This is a genomic window from Candidatus Pelagibacter sp. HIMB1636 (genome assembly GCF_052047675.1).
GTDB lineage: Bacteria > Pseudomonadota > Alphaproteobacteria > Pelagibacterales > Pelagibacteraceae > Pelagibacter.
This window is the reverse complement of sequence record NZ_JBNAJP010000001.1, coordinates 580106-601707: the sequence shown is the minus strand read 5'-3', so window position 1 is coordinate 601707 and position 21602 is coordinate 580106. Positions and strand designations below refer to the sequence as shown.

The following is a 21602-nucleotide window of genomic DNA, read 5'->3' as shown; positions in this document are numbered from 1 at the left end:
ATAATTTTTAGTGAATCAACCTAAAGTTAAATACTCCCTATCAAATTGGGATTTAGTTTCGGTAAATCCAAATTATAAAACTTGGAATTGGAAAGACCTTTTTTGTTACTGGGGAGTTAATGTACAAAGTGTAATTGGTTTTTCTCTAATTGCCTCACTTTATATAATGTACAATCTAAACACCTTTGTGGTTTTAATAGGAACTTTATTAGGTTCTTTTTTTGTTTATTTATTTGCTAATTTTATTGGAAAACCTTCACAAAAATTTGGATTACCTTTTGTAGTTTTGATGAGATCTTCTTTAGGATTTAATGGAGCGAAATTTTTTGGATTAATCAGAAGCTTGGTTGGAATTTTTTTATTTGGAATTCAAACTTATTTTTTATCAAAAATTTTAACTTATCTTATTAGAATATTACTTTTCACTATCGATGAGTCATTGTTAGTACAAGATATATTTATTTTTTATTTTTTTGGTTTAAATATTATAGATTGGTCATCAATTTTAATTGTAATTATTTTTCAAACATTTTTGTTTAGTATTGGTGCTCAATATAATAAAAAAATAATAAATTTTTCAGCAATCAGTGTTTATGTAGGAATTATTCTTTTTTTCTTCCTTGTTTTTTTAAGTGATGTCAAATTAACATCAAAAGCATTTGTAAATATTTTTAATACCAAAAACTTTTTTGATCTTAATAATTTATTACCACTTTTAACTGTAGCAGGAACTGTCTTTGCTTATTTTTCAATATTAATAATTAGTTTTGGGGACATTTCTAGGAATGTTAAAAATACTAAAGAGTTGGGTAAAGGGAATTTAAGTTTGCTTATTAATTTAATTATTTTCTCTTTTTTCTCTATATTTATTGTTGCCGGATCAGATGCACTTTTAAATCAAAAATTTTCAGACATAGACAGAATTTTTACAAATCCCACTGATATAATTGGCAAATATGACAATATTCAAATAACTACATTGGTATTATTTTTTATCGTAATTGCTTCAGCATCCACGAATTTAGTAGCCAATTATATTCCTTCTCAATATTCACTAATAAATTTTGTTCCAAATAAATTATCTTTAAGGAGTGCAAGTTATATAATTTCTTTCCTCGGTTTGTTGGTAGCTATTTTTTGGCTTACAATTTTGAGTCAAATTGGCATTTTATCTTTTATAGATACATTTGGTGCATTTTTTGGACCGTTATTTGGAGTAATAGTTGCTGACTATTATCTGATCAACAAACAAAGCTTGAGTAACAAAGATTTGTATTCAGTAGAAAAAGAAAGTAGTTACTATTATTCAAGAGGTTGGCATATCAAAGGTGTTTACTCAGTATTTCTAGGTTTTATTTTTTCAGCATCAACAATTTGGAACACAAATTTAATGTTTTTACAATCTTATGCGTGGTTAATTGGTGCATTTGTAGCCTGGATAACGTATTACTTGTTGGCAAAAAAATAATATGAAAGCTTTAGTATATACTGGAACACAAGAATTAGTTTACAGAGAAGAACCTAATCCAATTGAAGTTTCGGGAGAAAGTATTTTAAAAATCCATGCTTCAGGAATATGTGGTTCCGATATGCACGCATATCATGGACATGATGAGAGAAGAATTCCTCCGTTAATCTTAGGCCATGAAGTTAGTGGTGAAGTCCAAAATGGTAAATTTAAAGGTAAAGACGTTGTTTTAAATCCTCTGATAACTTGTGGTAAATGTGAATACTGCACAAGTGGAAGAGAACATCTTTGTCCTCATAGAATTATTTTAGGCATGAATAAGCCAATTGAAAGACAAGGGGTTTTTGCAGAATTTGTCTCAACACCAGACACAAATATTTATGAAATCCCAGATGGATTGGATAAAAATGAAGCGCCAGTAGCAGAGCCAACCGCAGTTTCTTTGCACGCAGTATTTATTGGTGAACAATCTTTAAAAAAACCTTTATCTGAATGTAAAATTTTGATCCAAGGTGGTGGTGCAATAGGATTATTATGTGGTTTAATTTTATCTAAAATTAAAAATAGTAAAAATATAATTCTCTCTGATCCTAATAAATTGAGATTAAATGAGTGTTCAAAATATTTAGACGCAAAATATGTTGCACCAGGCCATAACGAAATAGAAAGTAATAAATTTGATATTGTATTTGATACAGTAGGTTTAGAAATTTCAAGACAACAGGCTATTGAAGTGGTTAAGCCAGGTGGTTCAATTATTCACATTGGCTTAACTCAGCCAGCTGGAACCTTTAATTTTAGAAAAATGACACTTCAAGAGGTGACCGTTATAGGAACTTATTGTTATACAAACAAGGATTTTGAGCAAACTTTAGCAATATTAGCTAACAAAGAGATAGGTTCTCTAGATTGGATTGAATTTAGGGATTTAAAAAATGGTGGTGATGCCTTTAAACAAATTCATGATGGCACCTGTGTTGCACCTAAAATTATATTGATACCTTAGAATTAGAATTTAATTTTATAGCTCTAGAACTACCCATTTTGAGGTCATTAGACATAATTGGTGCAGATATCATTATTGACCAATAAATTAAAAGTAAAAAAATTGAAATTGTTTTCATATTATTTATTTAAAAATTAATTCTGATTTTTGCATGTTTAAATCTTGTCTAAATAATGTATTAAGAACTTAAATTATGAAAATTTTTTTTAAACTCATTTCAATTTTTTTGATTTCAATCAGCTCAGTTGTTGCAAATGAAGTTTTAGTGTTTGAGTTTACAGAAGCAGAACTTTCAGAATTAACTGTCAGAAAAGTAAGAGGAGCAAAGAACGAGACAAAATATACTGTTGGTAAGAATGAAAATGGAAATTTCCTTAAGGCTGTTGCCGATAATGCAGCGTCTGGTCTTGGTAAAGAAGTTAAAATTGATCTAAACAAGACACCTTTTATAAATATTACGTGGAAAGTTGAGAAAGATTTATCAGGAATTAAAGAAGACACTAAAAAAGGACATGATTTTGCAGCCAGAGTTTTTGCTGTTAAAAAAACAGGTGCAACACCATTATCAAACAGAGCAGTTAACTATGTGTATTCAAGCAACAGGGATATTGGAGTTAGTTCACCAAGTCCGTACACAAAAAAATCTATAGACAATGTAATGGCCACAACCAAAACTAATATAAATGAATGGGTAACAGTTAAATCAAATGTAAAAGAAGATTTTAAGAAATTTCACGATTTAGATTTAGATGAATTAGATGGTTTAGCAGTTATGGCGGATACAGATAATTCTAAAATGAAATCTGTGGCTTATTTCCAAAACATTTATTTTTCAGCAAATTAATTAAAGTTTAGTATATTTTTTTAGCCCCATACTCAGGATTGACAGTATGATTGCTACAATTACGTCCTCTATTGGAGTAGCATTAGGAACACCAAAGTTCCATAAAATTACTCCAATTAACCAAATTATATAAATTTTCATTGTAGTCATTATATCTTAGTTTGTATAAAAATTTCTCATTATTTGATATTAATGAACAATGCATAAAACTTTTAGCCATAATGTTAAAATTTACTATGAAGATACAGACTCTGGAGGAGTAGTTTATTACGCAAATTATTTAAAATACTTTGAAAGAGCAAGAACAGAAGCACTATTAACTATTGGTTTAAGTAATTTGAAAATTAAAGATAAGTTTAATTCTTTAATAATCGTTAAGTCATGCAATATTGAATATAAAAAATCAGCATATTTAGAAGATAATTTAATAATAAAATCTTTTATTTCCTCTTTATCAAAAACCTCTTTTGTAATGGATCAGTCAATCTACAGAGATGATTTGTTAATTGTGGATTCAAAAATACATTTGGTATTTGTAAATACAATCGGAAAACCTACAAAAATTCCTGAGATAGTTTTAAATAGCTTTGAGCCTTATATTTTAAAAAACTAAATAGCTGTTTCTCTTTTTATTTTTTTGAAAAAATTAACTATAATTTTTTCAGATATTAATTTTGTATTTACATTTCTAGGACTTGGGTGATAACACGCGTATAATCTGATTTTATTTGATAAATCATAATATTTACCATGCTTAAAAGTATACTTTCCATTTAATTTATTTTTACTTTTGTAATATTTAATACAATTATCAAAAGCCACTTTACCTAAAGCAACAATTGTTTGGATTTTGCTTAAAGTTTCAATCTCAGTTTCAAAATGATTGGAGCAATTTGATAATTCCTCATTTGTTGGTTTGTCACCAGGAGGAACACATTTCAGTATATTGGTTATAAAAGTTGATTTTAATTCCAATCCATCATTTAAATTTTCTGAATAAGGTAGATTAGAAATATTTGCTTTTTTTAGACAAGAAAACAAGAAATCGCTTGATTTGTCTCCAGTGAAGGGTCTTCCTGTTCTGGTTCCCCCATGTGCTGCTGGCGCCAAACCTAAAATTAATAATTTCGAATTTATCTTACCAAATCCAGGAACTGGTTTACCCCAATAAGTTTCGTTAATATTTTGTTTTCGTTTTACAGTAGATATTTTTTTAATAAAATTAATTAATCTAGGACATTTTCTACATTTAATAATTTTCTTATTAAGTTGTTTTAATTTATTATCCATCAATGAAAATTTTAAAATATTTTTTAATTATATTTACATTTTTAAATTCTCCAATTAAAGCAGATTCAAATAAAGCCATAATTGGTGAGCTTCAAAAAGGTGGTAAATTAATATTTATTCGTCATGCTTATGCACCGGGAGGAGGGGATCCTTCTAATTTTGATGTCAATAATTGTGAAACCCAAAGAAACTTAAATGAAGAGGGAAGAGTACAATCAAAAAAAATTGGAAATTTTTTTAAACAAAATGATATTTTAATAAACAAAATTTACTCTAGTGAATGGTGCAGATGCAAAGAAACTGCAGAAATAGCCTTTAAAAATTATGAAACAAAAAATTTTTTGAATTCATTTTTTAGTGCAAAATTTGCTAAAAATAGAAAACAACAAGTTAATGATTTTAATAAATTCTTAAACACGTGGGATCAAAAGCAAAATATAATTTTTGTAACACATTACGTGGTAATATCTGAGCTTTTAAACTACGCACCATCATCAGGTGAGATTGTTATTTCAGATAAAAATTTAAAAGTAATTGATACTTTAGAAATAGAATATTAAATTAAATTTTATGTCTTCAAAAAGAGCTATGCGACAAGCACAAAAACAAGCATTCGCTAAACATAGATCTAATATTTCAAATAGTAGATTTGATTTTAAAAAAAAAAATTTAGATAAACTTAAGGAAAATAAAAAAAAGAAAACCTAACTTTGGTTTGCAAATTTTTCTATTTTTTTACATGTAGAAATTTTTGAAATCCCTTCGATATCGTTCATAACACTTTTAATAAATATCTCAGGCTTGTTCTTTTCAATTAATATTTGAGTATAAAACTGAGGATAACCATGTTTTAAAGTAAAAATTTTACCATCTTCCTCATAAATATTTCTTACATATGAGTTTGATTTTTTTACACTTAAATCAGTAATTCTATATTTTTGATAAGTTTTTTCAGCATAAACATAATTTCTAGTCATAATTAATTCATTAAGATTAAATATGTATTCATTTTTTAAATATTTATCTTCTTTATGATCACATTTACTTAAAATTATAATTTCTGAAAATGAATGATTTATAAATGACAGAATGAATAAAATGAGAGAAAAAAAAAATAAATTATCTTTTTTCATTTTTTTCAGCAAAAAACAATCCAATTAAAAAAAGTGCCGTCCACCCAATTCCTAGTAATGCTTTAGGGCTAGTTTCAGCGCTCCACATATCTAGAACTAAAGCACCAAAGATTAGTCCTATAATGTAAATTATTACTACAATTGTTGATTTACTCATTTTTAAGATTTTTTTTGAATAGAGATATTCCCTTATTTATTTTATGCTCATAAGACTCGTTAAAACTATCTAGCTGCCAACCACTTAATCTTTTTCTGATACTTTCTAAATTATTTTGTTTCCATTCATCTGTAGTTTCTTCTAGTTTCCACTGTTTTTTTTCATCATTATTTCTTCCACAACCATAACAATAACCTGTTGAAGGATCTGTTTTACAAATACTAATACAAGGTGAAATAATCATATTATTTATATTTTTATATCCTTTTACACTATTATTCGGATTGGACAAATGAGTTCAATAATATATAAAGCACCTAATTTAACTGGGGCGATGGCGGAATTGGTAGACGCGCTGGTCTTAGGAACCAGTCGAGCAATCGGTGAAGGTTCGAGTCCTTTTCGCCCTACCATTAAATAATTATGAAAGTTACTGTAGAAAATAAAAAAGGTTTAAATAAAGATCTAAAAATTTTTATCGATAAAGAGACTATGAACTCTTATATGGATGAAAAATATGAAGAGATTAAAGGAACAGTAAATTTAAAAGGTTTTCGACCAGGAAAAGTACCAAAAGAAATTTTAAAAAGACAATTTGGCAAAGCTGTATTTGGTGAAGTATTAGACAAAGTTTTAAAAGATACATCTACAAAAGCGTTAGAAGAAAACAAAATTAAACCAGCAGGTCAGCCAAAATTAGATCTAAAGACATATGGTGAAGATAAAGAATTGGAATATGTCTTGTCAGTTACAGAATTACCTAAAGTAGAGATTAAATCATTAGAAAACATTAAATTTGATGAATACACTGTTAAAATTGATGATAGTGAGACAGATAAAAGAATAAAAGAAATTGCTAAGAACCAACCTAATTTCAAGGAAGGTGCTGTAGATACAAAAGCAAAAGAGGGTGATCTCTTAGCACTAGATTACAAAGCAACAATTGATGGAAAAGAATTTAAAGGAAGTGAAGGAAAAAATACACAGCTTACATTAGGTAAAGATTTATTTTTGAAAGGTTTCGATAAGCAGCTAATTGGTGTTAAAAAAGATGATGAGAAAGTTGTTGAAGCAACACTTCCAGAAAATTATCCTGAAAAAGAATTAGTTAATAAAAAAGCTAAATTTAGTTGTAAAATTTTATCAGTTAAACAACCACAAGAGGTGAAAATAGATGATGATTTTGCAAAAAATTTAGGAGCTAAAGATTTGAAAGATCTTAAAGCTTTAATTTCAAAGCAAATAAATGATGAATATAAAAATTCTTTAGATCAACTTTCAAAAAATCAAATTTTAAAAGAAATTGAAAAAATTAAAGTTGAAGAAGTTCCAGGAAACTTAGTCGAGGAAGAAGTTAAAATTCTTTCACAAGGTATGTCTGAAGATGAGGCTAAAAAGAATAAGAAATCTTTTGAAGAAAAAGCAAAAACAAGAATTAAGACTGGATTAATCTTAAATGAATTTGGTGAAAAAAATCAAATCAAAGTTAGTGAACAAGAAATTCAAGCTGAAGTTCAAAAACAATTAAGAATGATGCCAGGACAAGAGAAAATGGTTATGGATTTTTATCAAAAAAATCCATCTGCTTTAGCCAGTCTAAGAGGGACAGTTTATGAAGAGAAAATTTTAAATCTTATAAAAGAAAAAGGTAAACCAAATAAAAAAGAAATTTCTAAAGATGAGGCAGAAAAAATCTTAAAAGAAGCTCATAAACACGATCACGATCATAATCATGACCATGATCATTCACATGATCACGAGCCAAAAAAAGAAACAAAAAAGAAACCCGCAGCAAAAGCTTCAGAGAAAAAAAAACCTTCTCCAAAAACAGCAAAAGCTTCAGAGAAAAAAAAACCTTCTCCAAAAACAGCAAAAGCAAAACCAGCTGCTAAAAAAACAAAAAAAGTTAGCAAAAAGTAATCACAAGTTGTATAAGTAGAAAGAATCAACTTATGACAACAAAATTATCAGAACATATGAGCAATCTAGTGCCGATGGTTGTAGAGCAATCAAGCAAAGGTGAGAGAGCTTATGATATCTATTCAAGACTTCTAAAGGAAAGAATTATTTTTTTAACAGGTCAGATTAATGACAACATTGCATCCTTAGTAACAGCCCAGTTATTATTTTTAGAGGCTGAAGATCCTAAAAAAGAAATTTATTTATATATCAATAGTCCTGGTGGACTGGTTACAGCTGGTCTTGGAATTTATGATACCATGCAATATGTAAAACCCGATATTTCAACTTTATGTATTGGACAAGCTGCATCAATGGGATCATTTTTGTTGGCTGCAGGAACTAAAGGTAAGAGGTTTTCTTTACCCAACTCAAGAATAATGGTTCACCAACCTTCTGCAGGTTTTCAAGGACAAGCTACAGATATAGAAATTCATGCTAATGAAGTCTTGTCATTAAAGAAAAGATTAAATGAAATTTATTCAAAACATACAGGTAAAACTGTTGATGAAATAAAATCTGCTTTAGAGAGAGATAATTTCATGACCGCTGATGTCGCAAAATCATTTGGTCTTATTGACGAAGTAGTAGAAAAAAGATCATAATACACAATATATTGATAACTTACTAATCCAAACTTGATTAGTATGAGTCATCTATAATAAAGTAATGAAATTGATTCGTTTAAAAAATTATGAGTACAAATAATAAAAATATTCTTTACTGTTCTTTTTGTGGAAAGAGCCAACACGAGGTTAGAAAATTAATTGCAGGCCCAACTGTATTTATTTGTGACGAATGTGTTGAGCTTTGTATGGATATTATAAAAGAGGAAAGCAAAGATACTTTTGTTAAACACCAAGACGGTCTTCCTTCACCAAAAGAAATTTGCACAGTGCTGGATGATTATGTAATTGGTCAAGCACATGCCAAGAAAGTTTTGTCAGTAGCAGTACACAATCACTATAAAAGACTTAATTATGAAAACAAAACTAGTAAGAATGTAGAATTATCTAAATCCAATATATTATTAGTTGGTCCTACTGGTTGTGGTAAAACTTTATTAGCTCAAACTCTTGCGAGAATTTTAGATGTTCCATTTACAATGGCAGATGCAACAACATTGACAGAAGCAGGATACGTTGGTGAGGATGTTGAAAATATTATTTTAAAATTACTTCAAGCTTCAGATTATAATGTTGAAAAAGCACAACGTGGAATAGTGTACATCGACGAAGTTGATAAGATTAGTAGAAAATCTGAGAACCCATCCATTACAAGAGATGTATCTGGAGAAGGAGTTCAGCAAGCTTTATTAAAGATAATGGAAGGAACTGTTGCAAGTGTTCCGCCTCAAGGAGGTAGAAAACATCCTCAACAAGAATTTTTACAAGTAGACACAACAAATATTCTTTTTATTTGCGGAGGTGCATTTGCTGGATTAGACAAGATTATCTCTCAAAGAGACAAAGGTACTTCAATTGGTTTTGGAGCGGATGTAAAAAATACTCAGGATAAAAAAACAGGAGAGTGGATGAAGGGACTAGAGCCTGAGGATTTATTGAAATTTGGATTAATACCAGAGTTTATCGGAAGATTACCAATGATAGCAACTCTTGAGGATTTAGATGAAAAATCATTGATCAAAATTTTACAAGAACCTAAAAATTCTTTAACTAAACAGTATCAAGAACTATTTAAGTTAGATGGAGCGAAATTAACATTTAAAGAAAATGCTCTTAAAGAAATAGCTCAAAAAGCAATTAGCAAAAAAACAGGAGCAAGAGGATTGAGATCAATTTTAGAAAATATATTATTAAAAACTATGTATGATCTCCCAAGCCAAGATAACATTGAAGAAGTAATTGTTGATGCAGGAGCTGCAAAAGGTCAATCACAACCAATTTTAGTTCATTCTAAAGGCGAAAATAAATCTAAGTCTGGCAAAACATCAGCGGCTTAATATCCTTAATAAGTAACAAAAACCTATTGCAATATAATATATAATATCCATATTATTCCTATGGACGTTAAAATATCATTGCCGTTATTACCTTTAAGAGACATTGTAGTCTTCCCAAGCATGGTAATACCTCTGTTTGTAGGAAGAGATAAATCGATTTCTGCACTTAATGAGGTGATGAAAAAAGATAAGAAGATTATTCTTGTAACTCAAAAAAATTCAGAGATCGATGATCCTAAAAAAACAGATGTATTTATGTATGGCTGTGAAGGAAGCATCCTACAATTATTAAAGTTACCTGATGGAACTGTAAAAGTTTTAGTTGAAGGTATTAAAAGGGTTAAAATTTTAGATTTTAAAGATAACGAGAAGTTTATTACGTGTGACTATACATATTTCAATGATATTTTGCCAAAAGACGAAGATTTATTTCCTTTAGCAGCTACTGCTTTAAGAAGATTAGAAAAGTTAACTTCAATAAACAAGAAAATTTCGAACGAGACAATAAACACAATTAAGCAGTTAAAAGATCCTTCTCAAATAGCTGACAATATTGCTTCACATATCACAGCTACAATTTCAGAAAAACAACAAATTTTTGAAACCGTTGATGTGAAGAAGAGATTAAATGCCATAATTAAAATTATGGAAAATGAAACAAGTATAATCGGAGTAGAGAAAAGAATTCGAGGACGAGTTAAAACTCAAATGGAGAAAACTCAGAGAGAATATTACTTAAATGAGCAACTTAAAGCTATTCAAAAAGAACTTGGTGAGATTGAAGACGGTAAAGATGAAACTACTAGTTTAAATAAAGCTATAACAAAAGCAAAAATGCCAAAAGAAGTTGAAAAGAAATGTCTACAAGAGCTTAAAAAATTGAAGAACATGAGCCCAATGTCAGCTGAAGCCACAGTGGTTAGAAATTACTTAGATTGGATGACGGAACTTCCTTGGCACAAGAAAAGTGAAGTTGATATCGATTTAACTAAGGCATTAAATGTTCTTGATAAAGATCATTTTGGACTAGAGAAAGTTAAAGAAAGAATAATAGAATTTTTAGCTGTTCAAAAAAGAATGGAAAAAATTAAAGGCCCAATATTATGTTTAGTTGGTCCCCCTGGTGTTGGTAAAACATCTTTAGGTAAATCTATCGCAAAAGCAACTAACAGAGAATTTGTTAGAATGTCTGTTGGTGGGATGAGAGACGAAGCAGAAATAAGAGGGCATAGAAGAACTTACATCGGATCATTACCAGGTAAAATAATTCAAATGATGAAAAAGGCTGGAACAAAAAATCCTTTAATTTTATTAGATGAGATAGATAAAATTGGAAATGATTATAGAGGTGATCCATCATCAGCGTTATTAGAAGCATTAGATCCAGAACAAAATACAACTTTTAACGATCACTATTTAGAAGTTGATTATGATTTATCTGATGTAATGTTTGTAACAACAGCAAATACTTTAAATATATTACCTCCGTTATTAGACAGAATGGAAGTGATAAGATTAGCTGGTTATACAGAGGATGAAAAAATTAGTATAGCTAACAAATATCTACTTCCTAAACAGATCAAAGATAATGGTGTTAAAGAAAAAGAAATGAAATTGGAAGAAGACATTATAAAAGAAGTAATTAGAGGATACACAAAAGAATCAGGAGTTCGAAACTTAGAAAGAGAAATTTCTAAACTTGCTAGAAAAGTTGTTAAGAAAATTGTAGCGGGTGAGGAAAAAGAAGTTCAAATTAATAATAAAAACTTATCTGATTTTCTTGGTGTAGCTAAATTTAAGTTTGGAGAATTAGAATCTGAAAATAGAGTGGGTATTGTAACTGGACTTGCTTGGACTGAGTATGGTGGGGAAATTTTAAAAATTGAAACAGTAACTATGCCTGGAAAAGGAAGAATGCAGATTACTGGTAAGCTAGGTGATGTAATGCAAGAATCTGTAAAAGCTGCAAAATCTTTTGTTAGATCAAAATGTTTAGAGTATGGAATTATTCCACCTTTATTTGAGAAAAAAGATTTTCACATTCATGTGCCAGAAGGAGCAACACCAAAAGACGGTCCATCTGCCGGCATAGGAATGGTTACTTCAATTGTTTCATCAATTACAAATATACCTGTGAGAAGAGATGTTGCGATGACTGGTGAGGTAACATTAACAGGCCAAGTATTGCCAATAGGTGGCCTTAAAGAAAAATTACTAGCTGCTCATAGAGCTGGAATTAATGAAGTTTTAATTCCTAAAGAAAATGAAAAAGATTTAGTCGATATGCCTAAGAAAATTATAGATGATATTAAAATTACACCAGTCGAATATGCTGACCAAGTAATTAAAATTGCTTTAACCAAAGAACTAAAACCAACGGAATGGGTTGAGGTAGATTTGGCTAAAAAAGACGATAAATCTCAAGCTAGTATTCAATAATAATTAATTTACTTTATTTAAGTGTTGATGTAATAAGTAGCTCTGTTTTGGGGCGGTTAGCTCAGTTGGTAGAGCATCTCGTTTACACCGAGGGGGTCAAAGGTTCGAGTCCTTTACTGCCCACCAAACAAATTAAGTGGGGGTGTAGCTCAGTTGGTTAGAGCGATCGCCTGTCACGCGATAGGTCGAGGGTTCGAGTCCCTTCACTCCCGCCACTTTTTCCCAATAAACTGTCTGTTAATATTAATAAAATGTGACTTATCTTCCCTTCAACATCAGATAAAAACTGATATATAGATTTTCATGTTATCTGAATTTTTAAAAGATTACCTACCAATTATTCTATTTTTAGTTATCGCTCTTGGTTTAAGTGTTGCTTTTGTAGTGTTAAATTTTTTGCTTTCACCAAAAAAACCTGATCCAGAAAAGTTATCTGCATACGAATGTGGTTTCGAACCATTTCAAGACTCTAGAATGGAGTTCGATGTAAGATTTTACTTAGTTGCAATTCTATTTATCATATTTGATCTTGAAATTGCCTTTCTATTTCCATGGGCAATATCATTAGGAAACATTGGTCTATTAGGCTTTTCATCAATGATGATTTTTCTATTCATACTAACAGTTGGTTTTATTTATGAATGGAAAAAAGGTGCTCTAGATTGGGAATAAAATTAGTTTAATGAACGAAAAAATAGAACAAGTTCCTGAAGAGTTTAAACAACTTGCTAAAGATTTTAGTAAAAATGGTTTTATAACTACATCGCTAGATAATTTAATTAATTGGTCTAGATCTGGCTCTTTGCATTGGATGACTTTTGGTCTTGCGTGCTGTGCAGTCGAAATGATGCAAACAGCAATGCCTAGATATGACTTGGAAAGATTTGGAGCTGCTCCCCGTGGATCACCAAGACAATCAGATGTAATGATTGTAGCCGGAACGTTGACAAATAAAATGGCGCCAGCTTTAAGAAAAGTTTATGATCAAATGCCAGAACCTAGATATGTAATTTCTATGGGTAGCTGTGCTAATGGTGGAGGTTATTATCATTATTCTTATTCAGTTGTAAGAGGGTGTGATCGTATAGTTCCAGTTGATGTATACGTTCCAGGATGCCCTCCTTCTGCAGAAGCATTATTATACGGAATTTTGCAATTACAAAAAAAAATTAGAAAAAAAGGATCTTTTATAAGATAGTTATGAATAGTTTAGAGGATCTAGAAAAAAAAATTAATTCTGAATTAACCACCAAAATTAACAATTCAGAAATAAAACATAATCAAATTTATCTAGAAACAGATAAAGATGATTTTTTAGATGTAATTTTATTCTTAAAAACTAATTTAGATACAAAATTTCGACAGCTAATAGATATTACAGTTGTAGATTATCCTGAAAATAATCAAAGATTTCAAGTAGTTTACTTATTTTTAAGTCATGAATTTAATCAAAGACTAGTTCTAAAATACTCTATTTCTGAAAATGAAGTTATACCTTCTTTGACGAGTGTTTTTCCCGCTGCAAATTGGATGGAAAGAGAAGTTTTTGATATGTATGGTGTAAATTTCAAAGATCATCCTGACTTAAGAAGAATACTCACAGATTATGGTTTTGAAGGACATCCTTTAAGAAAAGATTTTCCTTTAACTGGTCACTCTGAAGTTAGATATAGCGAAGATCAAAAAAAAGTAATCAGCGAACCGGTTAAACTAGAGCAAAATTATCGAAATTTTGATTACGAGAGCCCTTGGGAAGGAACAAAATATATTAAAGAAGAAATAGAAAATAATGACAAAAAAAATTAAAAATTTAAATCTAAACTTTGGTCCTCAACATCCAGCAGCTCACGGTGTATTAAGATTAATATTAGAATTAGACGGTGAGGTTGTTGAAAAAGCAGACCCACATATAGGTTTACTACATAGAGGTACAGAAAAATTAATTGAAAACAAGACATACATGCAAGCTGTTCCTTATTTTGACCGTTTGGATTATGTGGCTCCAATGAATCAAGAACATGCCTTTGCCCTTGCTGTAGAAAAAATTCTTAAAATAGATGTACCGATTAGAGCTCAGTATATAAGGGTTATATTTTGTGAAATTGGAAGAATATTAAGTCATATTCTTAACGTTACTACTCAAGCGCTTGATGTTGGTGCCTTAACCCCATCACTTTGGGGTTTTGAAGAACGAGAAACTTTAATGACTTTTTACGAAAGAGCATCTGGGTCAAGATTACACGCCAACTACTTTAGAGCCGGTGGTGTTCATCAAGACTTACCCAAAGGTTTAGAGGAAGATATCTCAAACTTTTGCGATACATTTCCAAAAGTGATTAATGATTTAGAAAGTCTCTTAACAGACAATAGAATTTTTAAACAAAGAAATGTTGATATTGGAATTGTAAGTAAAGAGGATGCTTTAGATTATTCTTTTTCAGGAGTCATGATTAGAGGATCAGGGGTGCCTTGGGATTTAAGAAAATCTCAACCTTATGATTGTTATGAGGATTTAGATTTTAAAATACCAGTTGGAAAAAATGGTGATTGCTACGATAGATATTTATGCAGAATTGAAGAAATGAAAGAGAGTGTTTCTATTATTAAACAGTGTTTATCTAAAATGGAAAAAGGTCCAATTAAATCATTAGATGGTAAAATTAGTCCACCATCAAAAAAAGATATTAAACAATCAATGGAAGCGTTAATTCATCATTTTAAATTATTCACAGAGGGTTATAGAGTACCTAAGGACGAAATTTATACAGCTGTTGAGGCACCAAAGGGAGAATTTGGAGTTTATTTAATTTCTGATGGTTCGAGCAAACCCTACAAATGTAAGATTAGAGCACCAGGATTTTCACATTTGCAATCAATGGATTATTTAATTAAAGGACACATGTTAGCAGATGTACCAGCTGTTCTAGGTTCGTTAGATATTGTTTTTGGTGAGGTGGATAGATGAGTTTAAGAAAACCAGCAAAAGATCAACCAGAAAGTTTTGAATTTAATGCTTCCTCTTTAGAGGCAGCAAATAATATTGTTGCAAAATATCCAGAAGGAAAACAACAAAGTGCTGTGATGGCCTTACTTTATATTGCTCAAAGACAAAATAATAATTGGATACCATTAGCTGCAATGAAGTATATCGCTAAGTTTTTAGACATGCCTTATATAAAAGTTTATGAGGTAGCTACTTTCTATACTATGTACAATCTATCACCAGTTGGAAAATATTTTGTTCAAGTATGTACCACAACACCATGCATGATAAGAGGTGCAAACAAATTGGTTGAAGCTTGTAAGGAGAAAATTTCTGAAAATGAATGTGAATTATCAAGCGATAAGAGTTGTTCATGGATGGAAGTTGAATGCCTAGGTGCTTGCGTGACTGCTCCTATGATGCAAATAAATGATGATTATTATGAAGATCTTGATAAAGAAAAAACATCTGAGATTTTGGATAAAATTTTAAATGGAGAAACTCCAAAACCAGGTTCATACAGAGGAAGAATTAATAATGAGCCAGAGAACAATAGAAAAACACTAACGGATTTAAAAAATGCTTAAAGATCAAGATAGAATTTTTCAAAATTTATATAATGATAAAGGCTCTGATGTAGCAGCGTCACAATCAAGAGGTGATTGGGTAAACACTAAAGAAATTACTGAAAAAGGAAGAGATTGGATTATTAATGAAATTAAAGAATCTCAGCTTAGAGGTCGAGGTGGTGCAGGATTTCCTACAGGTTTAAAGTGGTCATTTGCACCAAAAGAAGTTGGATCAAGACCACATTATTTGGTTATTAATGGTGATGAGTCCGAACCAGGCACTTGTAAAGATAGAGATATTTTAAGATTTGAACCTCATAAATTAATAGAGGGTTGCCTGATAGCATCATACGCAGTTCAAGCACACGTCTGCTACATATATATTAGAGGAGAATATTTTGTTGATGGTCAAAAACTCCAAGCTGCAATTGATGAGGCTTATGAGAAAAAATTATTAGGAAAAAATGCAGCTGGAACTGGGTGGGATTTAGATATTTATATCCACTATGGAGCAGGAGCGTATATTTGTGGTGAAGAAACAGCATTACTTGAAAGTTTAGAAGGTAAAAAAGGTCAACCAAGATTAAAACCACCTTTCCCAGCTTTGATTGGTTTATATGGATGCCCAACTATAATTAATAATGTTGAAACGATTGCTGTGGTGCCAACCATTCTAAGAAGAGGAGCGAAATGGTTTGCTTCTTTAGGAAGAGAAAAAAATACAGGTACTAAAATATTTTGTATTTCTGGAAATGTTAATAATCCGTGTAATGTAGAAGAGGAAATGAGTATTCCTCTAAAAGAATTAATAGAAGTTCACGCTGGTGGAGTGATTGGTGGATGGGATAATTTACAAGCTGTAATACCTGGTGGATCTTCTATGCCTCTAATTCCAAAAGATAGATGCGAAACATTAAAGATGGATTTTGATGCGTGTGTCGAAGAAAAAAGTGGATTAGGAACAGCAGGAATAGTGGTTATCAATAAAGATCAAGACATTATTAAATGTATGGCAAGAATTGCTAGATTTTACAAACATGAAAGTTGTGGACAATGTACACCTTGCAGAGAAGGTTCTGGATGGATGTGGCGAATGCTTGAGCGTATGGCAAAAGGCGATGCAACTAAAGATGAAGTTGACATGTTAGGAGATGTAACAACCCAAATCGCTGGTCATACAATTTGTGCGTTTGGAGAAGGTTCTTCATGGCCAGTTCAAGGTTTGTTAAGACATTTTAAAAAAGAAATTCAAGAAAGAAACAATTTGGACCCAATTGTTCAGAAAAAAAATAATATACCTTATTTGGTTGATCAACATTTATTAGATAAAAAAAATGCTTAAACTAAAAGTAAATGACATTGATGTAGAAGTTGAAGAAGGACTAACAGTTCTTCAAGCCTGTGAAAAAGCAGGAGTTGAGATACCTAGATTTTGTTATCATGAAAAATTATCTATAGCTGGAAATTGTAGAATGTGTTTGGTGGAAATGGAGAAATCACCGAAACCCATTGCATCATGCGCAATGCCTGCTGCCGAAGGAATGAATATTAAAACAAACACAAGTTTAGTTGAAAAGGCTAGAAAAGGTGTAATGGAATTTTTACTAGCAAATCATCCTCTAGATTGTCCTGTATGTGACCAAGGTGGTGAGTGTGATCTTCAAGATCAATCAATGTTTTATGGAGTAGATAAATCTAGATTTAAAGAAAACAAAAGAGCAGTTCCTGAAAAAAATATGGGACCGTTAATCAAAACTCAAATGACAAGATGCATACATTGTACAAGATGTGTGCGATTTGCCACTGAAGTTGCAGGAGTCCCAGAACTTGGTGCAATAGGAAGGGGTGAGGATATGCAAATTACAACATATCTTGAGCAATCAATGCAATCAGAATTATCTGCCAATGTAGTTGATTTATGTCCTGTTGGAGCTTTAACATCAAAACCTTATGTTTTTGAAGCAAGACCATGGGAATTAAAAAAGACTGAAACAATTGATGTTATGGATGCAATAGGTTCAAACATTAGAGTTGATACATACGATTGGGAAGTAAAAAGAGTTCTCCCAATAATAAATGAAGATATTAATGAAGAATGGATTTCAGATAAAACTAGATATGCGTGTGATGGTTTACTTCATCAAAGATTAGATACTCCATATATTAAATACAACGGTAAATTTGAGAAAGCTTCGTGGCAAGAAGTTTATAAAATAATAAAATCTAAATTAGAAAATACATCTAAAGAAAAAGTATCTGGTTTTGTTGGAGATTTAACAAACATGGAAACTGCTTACATTTTTAAAGAATTTTTTGAGCGAACAGTTGAAACTGATAATTATGAGTCAAGATCAGATAATAGATATATTAATATTTCAAAAAGAGAAAATTATTTGTTTAATTCCTCAATTAATGGAATTGAAGATGCTGATTTAATTTTATTATTGGGTGCCAATCCTAGATACGAAGCTACAATTTTAAATGCAAGAATTAGAAAATCTTATCTAAATAATAGTACAAGAATTGTATCATTAAATGATTGTGGAGATCTAACTTATCCTTATGAAAGTTTAGATGGGCAAACTAAAACAATTAAAGAAATTATAGATGACACACATAAACTTTCAAAAGAAATAGAAAGTGCAAAAAAACCAATGATCATAATTGGTGAGTCCTTACTAAGATTAGAAAATGCACAATATCTGTTTAATAATTTAAAAGATTTTTTGAATAAAAAAAACAAATTCTCAGAAGATTGGAATCCTTTGAATATTTTATCATGTGATGCAGCAACTGTAGGAAATTTTGATTTAGGAGTTTTAAACAATAAAACAAATTTAATTGAAGATTTAAAATCAAATAAATTTGAAATAGTGTTTTTAATAGGTCAGGATAATTTAAATTTTGCTAAAAAAAATGAATTTGTTATTTATCAAGGAAGCCATGGTGACAAAGGGGCAGAGTGTGCAGATATAATTTTGCCTGGCTCAGCTTACACAGAACAAGACGGTTATTATACAAATTTAGAGGGAAAAATTCAAAAAGCATTTAAGGCCTCTTATCCTCCTGGAGATGCAAAAGAAGATTGGCAGATAATAAATGAACTAGCTGAATTCATGAATAATAGAAAATTATTTAATGATAAAGAAGAACTAGATAGCAGCATGTTAAATTATTTAAAATTGCAAAGTGAAAAACAAACTGAACAAAATTATAACAACTCGAATTTTGATTTTAATAATGAAAATTTAAAAATTGAAATTAAAGATTATTATTTTTCTAATGTTGTTGCTAAATCATCAAAAACAATGATTGAGTGCAATAATGCAAAAATGAATTTAAAATCAACAGGCACAGAAGGTTAAGATGGAATATTTGAATATAGTTTTTCAAGAAATATACAAAATTCTATTTTTGTTGGTTCCAGTTTTGGTTTCTGTAGCTATGATTGTTTGGCTAGATAGAAGAGTTTGGGCTTTTGTTCAAAAAAGACAAGGACCAAATGTAGTGGGACCATTTGGATTACTTCAATCATTGGCTGATGCTTTGAAATATATTTTTAAAGAAATAATCATTCCATCAAGCTCTAACAAAGTAATCTTTATATTAGCACCTATCGTTACAATGACATTAGCTTTGATTGCGTGGGCTGTTATACCATTTAGCGCAACCCAGGTTTTAGCGGATATTAATGTTGGTATACTTTATCTATTTGCTGTTTCATCCCTAGGTGTTTATGGAATAATTATGGGAGGATGGGCTTCAAACTCTAAATATCCTTTCTTAGGTGCAATTAGATCTGCGGCTCAAATGGTATCATATGAAGTTTCAATTGGGGTTATTATTATCAATGTATTGTTGTGCGTAGGCTCATTGAATTTAAATGACATCGTAATTGCTCAACAAAATCTATGGTTTGTAATTCCGTTATTTCCAATGTTTGTAATATTTTTTATCTCTGCTTTAGCTGAAACTAATAGACCACCTTTTGATTTACCTGAAGCTGAAGCAGAATTAGTTGCTGGATACCAGACAGAATATTCAGGAATGATGTATGCAATGTTTTGGCTAGGTGAATATGCAAACATTTTATTGATGTGTGCTATGGGAGCTATATTATTCTTAGGTGGTTGGTTATCTCCAATAGATATTTATCCATTTACTTTAGTTCCAGGTGCAATTTGGTTAATTTTAAAAATTTTACTTTTATTTTTCTTATTTGCTTTAGTAAAAGCAATTGTACCAAGATATAGATATGACCAATTAATGAGATTAGGTTGGAAAGTATTTCTTCCTTTGTCATTAACTTGGGTTGTTTTAACTGCAAGTTATTTATTTTACTTTAACCTTTTACCAACAAACTAATTATGAATTTATCCAGATTTTTTAAAACTATTTTCATGGTTGATTTTGTAGGCGGTTTGTTCATTGCAATAAAAGAATTGTTTAAACCAAAGAAAACAATCAATTATCCTTTTGAAAAAGGAAAAATTAGTCCAAGATTTAGAGGTGAGCACGCTTTAAGAAGATATCCAAATGGAGAAGAAAGATGTATTGCATGTAAACTTTGCGAAGCTGTATGTCCTGCTCAAGCAATAACAATTGAGTCTGCTCAAAGAGAAGACGGCAGTAGAAAAACAACTCGGTATGATATCGACATGATGAAATGTATTTATTGTGGTTTATGTGAAGAAGCTTGTCCTGTTGATGCTATAGTCCAAGGTCCAAATTTTGAATTTTCGACAGAGACAAGAGAAGAATTATATTACACAAAAGAGAAATTATTAGATAACGGTGACAGATGGGAGAATATTCTAGACGCTAATATTAAAGCGGATAGTTCACATAGATAAATGATTGCTCACGCTGTTTTCTTCTACACTTTTTCTATAATTGCAGTTGTTTCTGCAATAATGGTTACTGTATCTAAAAATACTGTCCACTCAGTATTTTTTTTAATATTAGATTTTATTAGTATTTCTTGTCTATTTATTATGATTGGTGCCGAGTTCTTGGGTATGATAATGTTAATTGTTTACGTTGGAGCCGTAGCAGTTTTATTTCTTTTTGTTGTAATGATGCTAAATGTTGCCCAACAAAAAAATCAATGGTTTGCTTCTGCTGCTAGCTCAAAACATATTCCTGTTGGATTAATTATTAGTACAATCATTTTCTTTGAACTAATTATTGTAATTGGCGGATGGAAATATAAACCAGAGATTTTTGATATTAACAACTCATCAAAAGTTTCAGACTTAAGTAATACACACTCGTTAGGTCAGGTATTATACACTGATTACATACATATATTTCAAATTAGCGGTATGATTTTGTTAGTTGCGATGGTTGGAGCAATCGTTCTGACTTTTAGACAAAGGTCAAACGTCAAAAGACAAAGTTATATAAAACAAATTTCTCGTGAAAGAGCTGAAGGAGTAAGTGTTGTAGAAGTTGCTTCTAACAAAGGAGTTAAAATAGATGACTGAGATAGGTTTAGGACACTATTTAACTTTAGGGGCTGTTATATTTTCAATTGGAGTTATTGGAATTTTTCTTAACAGAAAAAATATTATTGTTATATTGATGAGTATTGAGTTGATATTACTAGCTGTAAATATCAATTTAGTTGCTTTTTCAATTTTTCTCGGAGATTTAGCTGGTCAAGTATTTACTTTATTTATTTTAACTGTAGCAGCTGCAGAAGCTGCGATTGGTTTAGCTATAATCGTTGTTTACTATAGAAACTCTGGAACTATCAGAGTTGAAGAAATAGATGAGTTAAAAGGATAAT

General features: G+C 30.4%; 26 protein-coding genes and 3 tRNA genes. 24 read left to right on the top strand and 5 right to left on the bottom strand.

Features of this window, described 5'->3' with window-relative positions:
- Positions 1 to 10: 10 nt before the first annotated feature.
- The 3 genes from ACTTA6_RS03195 to ACTTA6_RS03185 all read left to right on the top strand — a co-directional run bounded on the left by ACTTA6_RS03195 (position 11) and on the right by ACTTA6_RS03185 (position 3318).
- Positions 11 to 1468, top strand: coding sequence for a cytosine permease (locus ACTTA6_RS03195; RefSeq protein WP_440614475.1), 1458 nt, complete (start codon positions 11 to 13; stop codon positions 1466 to 1468).
- Between the two features lies 1 nt (position 1469).
- Positions 1470 to 2474 carry an alcohol dehydrogenase catalytic domain-containing protein gene (locus ACTTA6_RS03190; protein ID WP_440614474.1) on the top strand — a complete coding sequence of 335 codons (1005 nt, stop codon included), beginning with the start codon at positions 1470 to 1472 and terminating at the stop codon, positions 2472 to 2474.
- Between the two features lie 193 nt (positions 2475 to 2667).
- Positions 2668 to 3318 carry a DUF3047 domain-containing protein gene (locus tag ACTTA6_RS03185; RefSeq protein ID WP_440614473.1) on the top strand — a complete coding sequence of 217 codons (651 nt, stop codon included), beginning with the start codon at positions 2668 to 2670 and terminating at the stop codon, positions 3316 to 3318.
- Here the strand turns inward: ACTTA6_RS03185 and ACTTA6_RS03180 are convergent, their stop codons facing one another.
- Entirely contained in the window at positions 3319 to 3459 is a 141-nt protein-coding gene (locus ACTTA6_RS03180; protein WP_440614472.1) for a hypothetical protein, read from the bottom strand. It abuts the gene before it with no gap.
- Positions 3460 to 3517: 58 nt separating this feature from the next.
- Here ACTTA6_RS03180 and ACTTA6_RS03175 point away from each other — a divergent pair, with 58 nt between their 5' ends.
- Positions 3518 to 3931 (top strand): YbgC/FadM family acyl-CoA thioesterase, encoded by a 414-nt coding sequence (locus tag ACTTA6_RS03175; protein ID WP_440614471.1) that lies wholly within the window; start codon positions 3518 to 3520, stop codon positions 3929 to 3931.
- Here the strand turns inward: ACTTA6_RS03175 and ACTTA6_RS03170 are convergent.
- Positions 3928 to 4608: a uracil-DNA glycosylase gene (locus ACTTA6_RS03170; RefSeq protein WP_440614470.1), complete on the bottom strand. Its 681-nt coding sequence runs from the start codon at positions 4606 to 4608 to the stop codon at positions 3928 to 3930. The genes ACTTA6_RS03175 and ACTTA6_RS03170 overlap by 4 nt on opposite strands.
- Positions 4609 to 4610: 2 nt before the next feature.
- Here ACTTA6_RS03170 and ACTTA6_RS03165 point away from each other — a divergent pair, with 2 nt between their 5' ends.
- A complete protein-coding gene (locus tag ACTTA6_RS03165; protein WP_440614469.1) occupies positions 4611 to 5168 on the top strand; it encodes a histidine phosphatase family protein in 558 nt (185 codons plus the stop codon).
- 10 nt (positions 5169 to 5178) lie between these two features.
- Positions 5179 to 5316, top strand: a complete 138-nt coding sequence (locus tag ACTTA6_RS03160; RefSeq protein WP_179850441.1) for a hypothetical protein — start codon at positions 5179 to 5181, stop codon at positions 5314 to 5316.
- Here ACTTA6_RS03160 and ACTTA6_RS03155 read toward each other — a convergent pair.
- The 3 genes from ACTTA6_RS03155 to ACTTA6_RS03145 are packed head-to-tail and all read right to left on the bottom strand — an operon-like array spanning position 5313 to position 6142.
- Complete coding sequence (locus ACTTA6_RS03155) at positions 5313 to 5741, bottom strand: hypothetical protein (protein WP_440614468.1); 429 nt, start codon at positions 5739 to 5741, stop codon at positions 5313 to 5315. The two genes, ACTTA6_RS03160 and ACTTA6_RS03155, sit on opposite strands and share 4 nt — an antisense overlap.
- Positions 5728 to 5898: a hypothetical protein gene (locus ACTTA6_RS03150; protein WP_440614467.1), complete on the bottom strand. Its 171-nt coding sequence runs from the start codon at positions 5896 to 5898 to the stop codon at positions 5728 to 5730. The genes ACTTA6_RS03155 and ACTTA6_RS03150 overlap by 14 nt, the downstream gene beginning before the upstream one ends.
- Entirely contained in the window at positions 5891 to 6142 is a 252-nt protein-coding gene (locus ACTTA6_RS03145; protein ID WP_440614466.1) for a DUF1289 domain-containing protein, read from the bottom strand. Before ACTTA6_RS03145 ends, ACTTA6_RS03150 begins: the two co-directional genes overlap by 8 nt.
- Positions 6143 to 6226: 84 nt before the next feature.
- On the opposite strand from ACTTA6_RS03145, the gene ACTTA6_RS03140 reads away from it, so the two are divergent.
- From ACTTA6_RS03140 to nuoK, 18 genes are all read left to right on the top strand, one after another.
- Positions 6227 to 6311, top strand: a tRNA-Leu gene (locus ACTTA6_RS03140).
- Positions 6312 to 6321: 10 nt separating this feature from the next.
- On the top strand, positions 6322 to 7818 hold the full coding sequence (gene tig, locus ACTTA6_RS03135; RefSeq protein WP_440614465.1) for a trigger factor: 1497 nt from the start codon (positions 6322 to 6324) through the stop codon (positions 7816 to 7818).
- Between the two features lie 32 nt (positions 7819 to 7850).
- Positions 7851 to 8462: an ATP-dependent Clp endopeptidase proteolytic subunit ClpP gene (gene clpP, locus ACTTA6_RS03130; RefSeq protein WP_262589313.1), complete on the top strand. Its 612-nt coding sequence runs from the start codon at positions 7851 to 7853 to the stop codon at positions 8460 to 8462.
- An 89-nt stretch (positions 8463 to 8551) separates the two neighbouring features.
- Positions 8552 to 9820: an ATP-dependent Clp protease ATP-binding subunit ClpX gene (gene clpX, locus ACTTA6_RS03125; RefSeq protein ID WP_075506632.1), complete on the top strand. Its 1269-nt coding sequence runs from the start codon at positions 8552 to 8554 to the stop codon at positions 9818 to 9820.
- 60 nt (positions 9821 to 9880) lie between these two features.
- Complete coding sequence (lon, locus tag ACTTA6_RS03120) at positions 9881 to 12259, top strand: endopeptidase La (RefSeq protein ID WP_440614464.1); 2379 nt, start codon at positions 9881 to 9883, stop codon at positions 12257 to 12259.
- A gap of 50 nt (positions 12260 to 12309) precedes the next feature.
- Positions 12310 to 12385, top strand: a tRNA-Val gene (locus ACTTA6_RS03115).
- Between the two features lie 12 nt (positions 12386 to 12397).
- Positions 12398 to 12474: transfer RNA gene (locus ACTTA6_RS03110), tRNA-Asp, on the top strand.
- 88 nt (positions 12475 to 12562) lie between these two features.
- Positions 12563 to 12931 (top strand): NADH-quinone oxidoreductase subunit A, encoded by a 369-nt coding sequence (locus ACTTA6_RS03105; RefSeq protein ID WP_075506634.1) that lies wholly within the window; start codon positions 12563 to 12565, stop codon positions 12929 to 12931.
- Positions 12932 to 12941: 10 nt separating this feature from the next.
- Positions 12942 to 13457, top strand: coding sequence for a NuoB/complex I 20 kDa subunit family protein (locus ACTTA6_RS03100; protein ID WP_440614463.1), 516 nt, complete (start codon positions 12942 to 12944; stop codon positions 13455 to 13457).
- Between the two features lie 2 nt (positions 13458 to 13459).
- Entirely contained in the window at positions 13460 to 14065 is a 606-nt protein-coding gene (locus ACTTA6_RS03095; RefSeq protein WP_075506636.1) for an NADH-quinone oxidoreductase subunit C, read from the top strand.
- Positions 14049 to 15224, top strand: a complete 1176-nt coding sequence (locus tag ACTTA6_RS03090) for an NADH-quinone oxidoreductase subunit D (RefSeq protein ID WP_218836792.1) — start codon at positions 14049 to 14051, stop codon at positions 15222 to 15224. The genes ACTTA6_RS03095 and ACTTA6_RS03090 overlap by 17 nt, the downstream gene beginning before the upstream one ends.
- Positions 15221 to 15829: an NADH-quinone oxidoreductase subunit NuoE gene (nuoE, locus tag ACTTA6_RS03085; protein WP_440614462.1), complete on the top strand. Its 609-nt coding sequence runs from the start codon at positions 15221 to 15223 to the stop codon at positions 15827 to 15829. Before ACTTA6_RS03090 ends, nuoE begins: the two co-directional genes overlap by 4 nt.
- Positions 15822 to 17153, top strand: a complete 1332-nt coding sequence (gene nuoF / locus ACTTA6_RS03080) for an NADH-quinone oxidoreductase subunit NuoF (RefSeq protein WP_075506639.1) — start codon at positions 15822 to 15824, stop codon at positions 17151 to 17153. Before nuoE ends, nuoF begins: the two co-directional genes overlap by 8 nt.
- Positions 17146 to 19176: an NADH-quinone oxidoreductase subunit NuoG gene (nuoG, locus tag ACTTA6_RS03075; protein ID WP_440614461.1), complete on the top strand. Its 2031-nt coding sequence runs from the start codon at positions 17146 to 17148 to the stop codon at positions 19174 to 19176. The genes nuoF and nuoG overlap by 8 nt, the downstream gene beginning before the upstream one ends.
- 1 nt (position 19177) lies before the next feature.
- Positions 19178 to 20176: an NADH-quinone oxidoreductase subunit NuoH gene (gene nuoH, locus ACTTA6_RS03070; RefSeq protein ID WP_440614460.1), complete on the top strand. Its 999-nt coding sequence runs from the start codon at positions 19178 to 19180 to the stop codon at positions 20174 to 20176.
- Positions 20177 to 20178: 2 nt separating this feature from the next.
- Positions 20179 to 20664: an NADH-quinone oxidoreductase subunit NuoI gene (gene nuoI / locus ACTTA6_RS03065; RefSeq protein ID WP_075506642.1), complete on the top strand. Its 486-nt coding sequence runs from the start codon at positions 20179 to 20181 to the stop codon at positions 20662 to 20664.
- Positions 20665 to 21297 carry an NADH-quinone oxidoreductase subunit J gene (locus tag ACTTA6_RS03060; RefSeq protein ID WP_440614459.1) on the top strand — a complete coding sequence of 211 codons (633 nt, stop codon included), beginning with the start codon at positions 20665 to 20667 and terminating at the stop codon, positions 21295 to 21297.
- Positions 21290 to 21601 carry an NADH-quinone oxidoreductase subunit NuoK gene (nuoK, locus tag ACTTA6_RS03055; protein ID WP_075506644.1) on the top strand — a complete coding sequence of 104 codons (312 nt, stop codon included), beginning with the start codon at positions 21290 to 21292 and terminating at the stop codon, positions 21599 to 21601. The genes ACTTA6_RS03060 and nuoK overlap by 8 nt, the downstream gene beginning before the upstream one ends.
- Position 21602 lies beyond the last annotated feature (1 nt).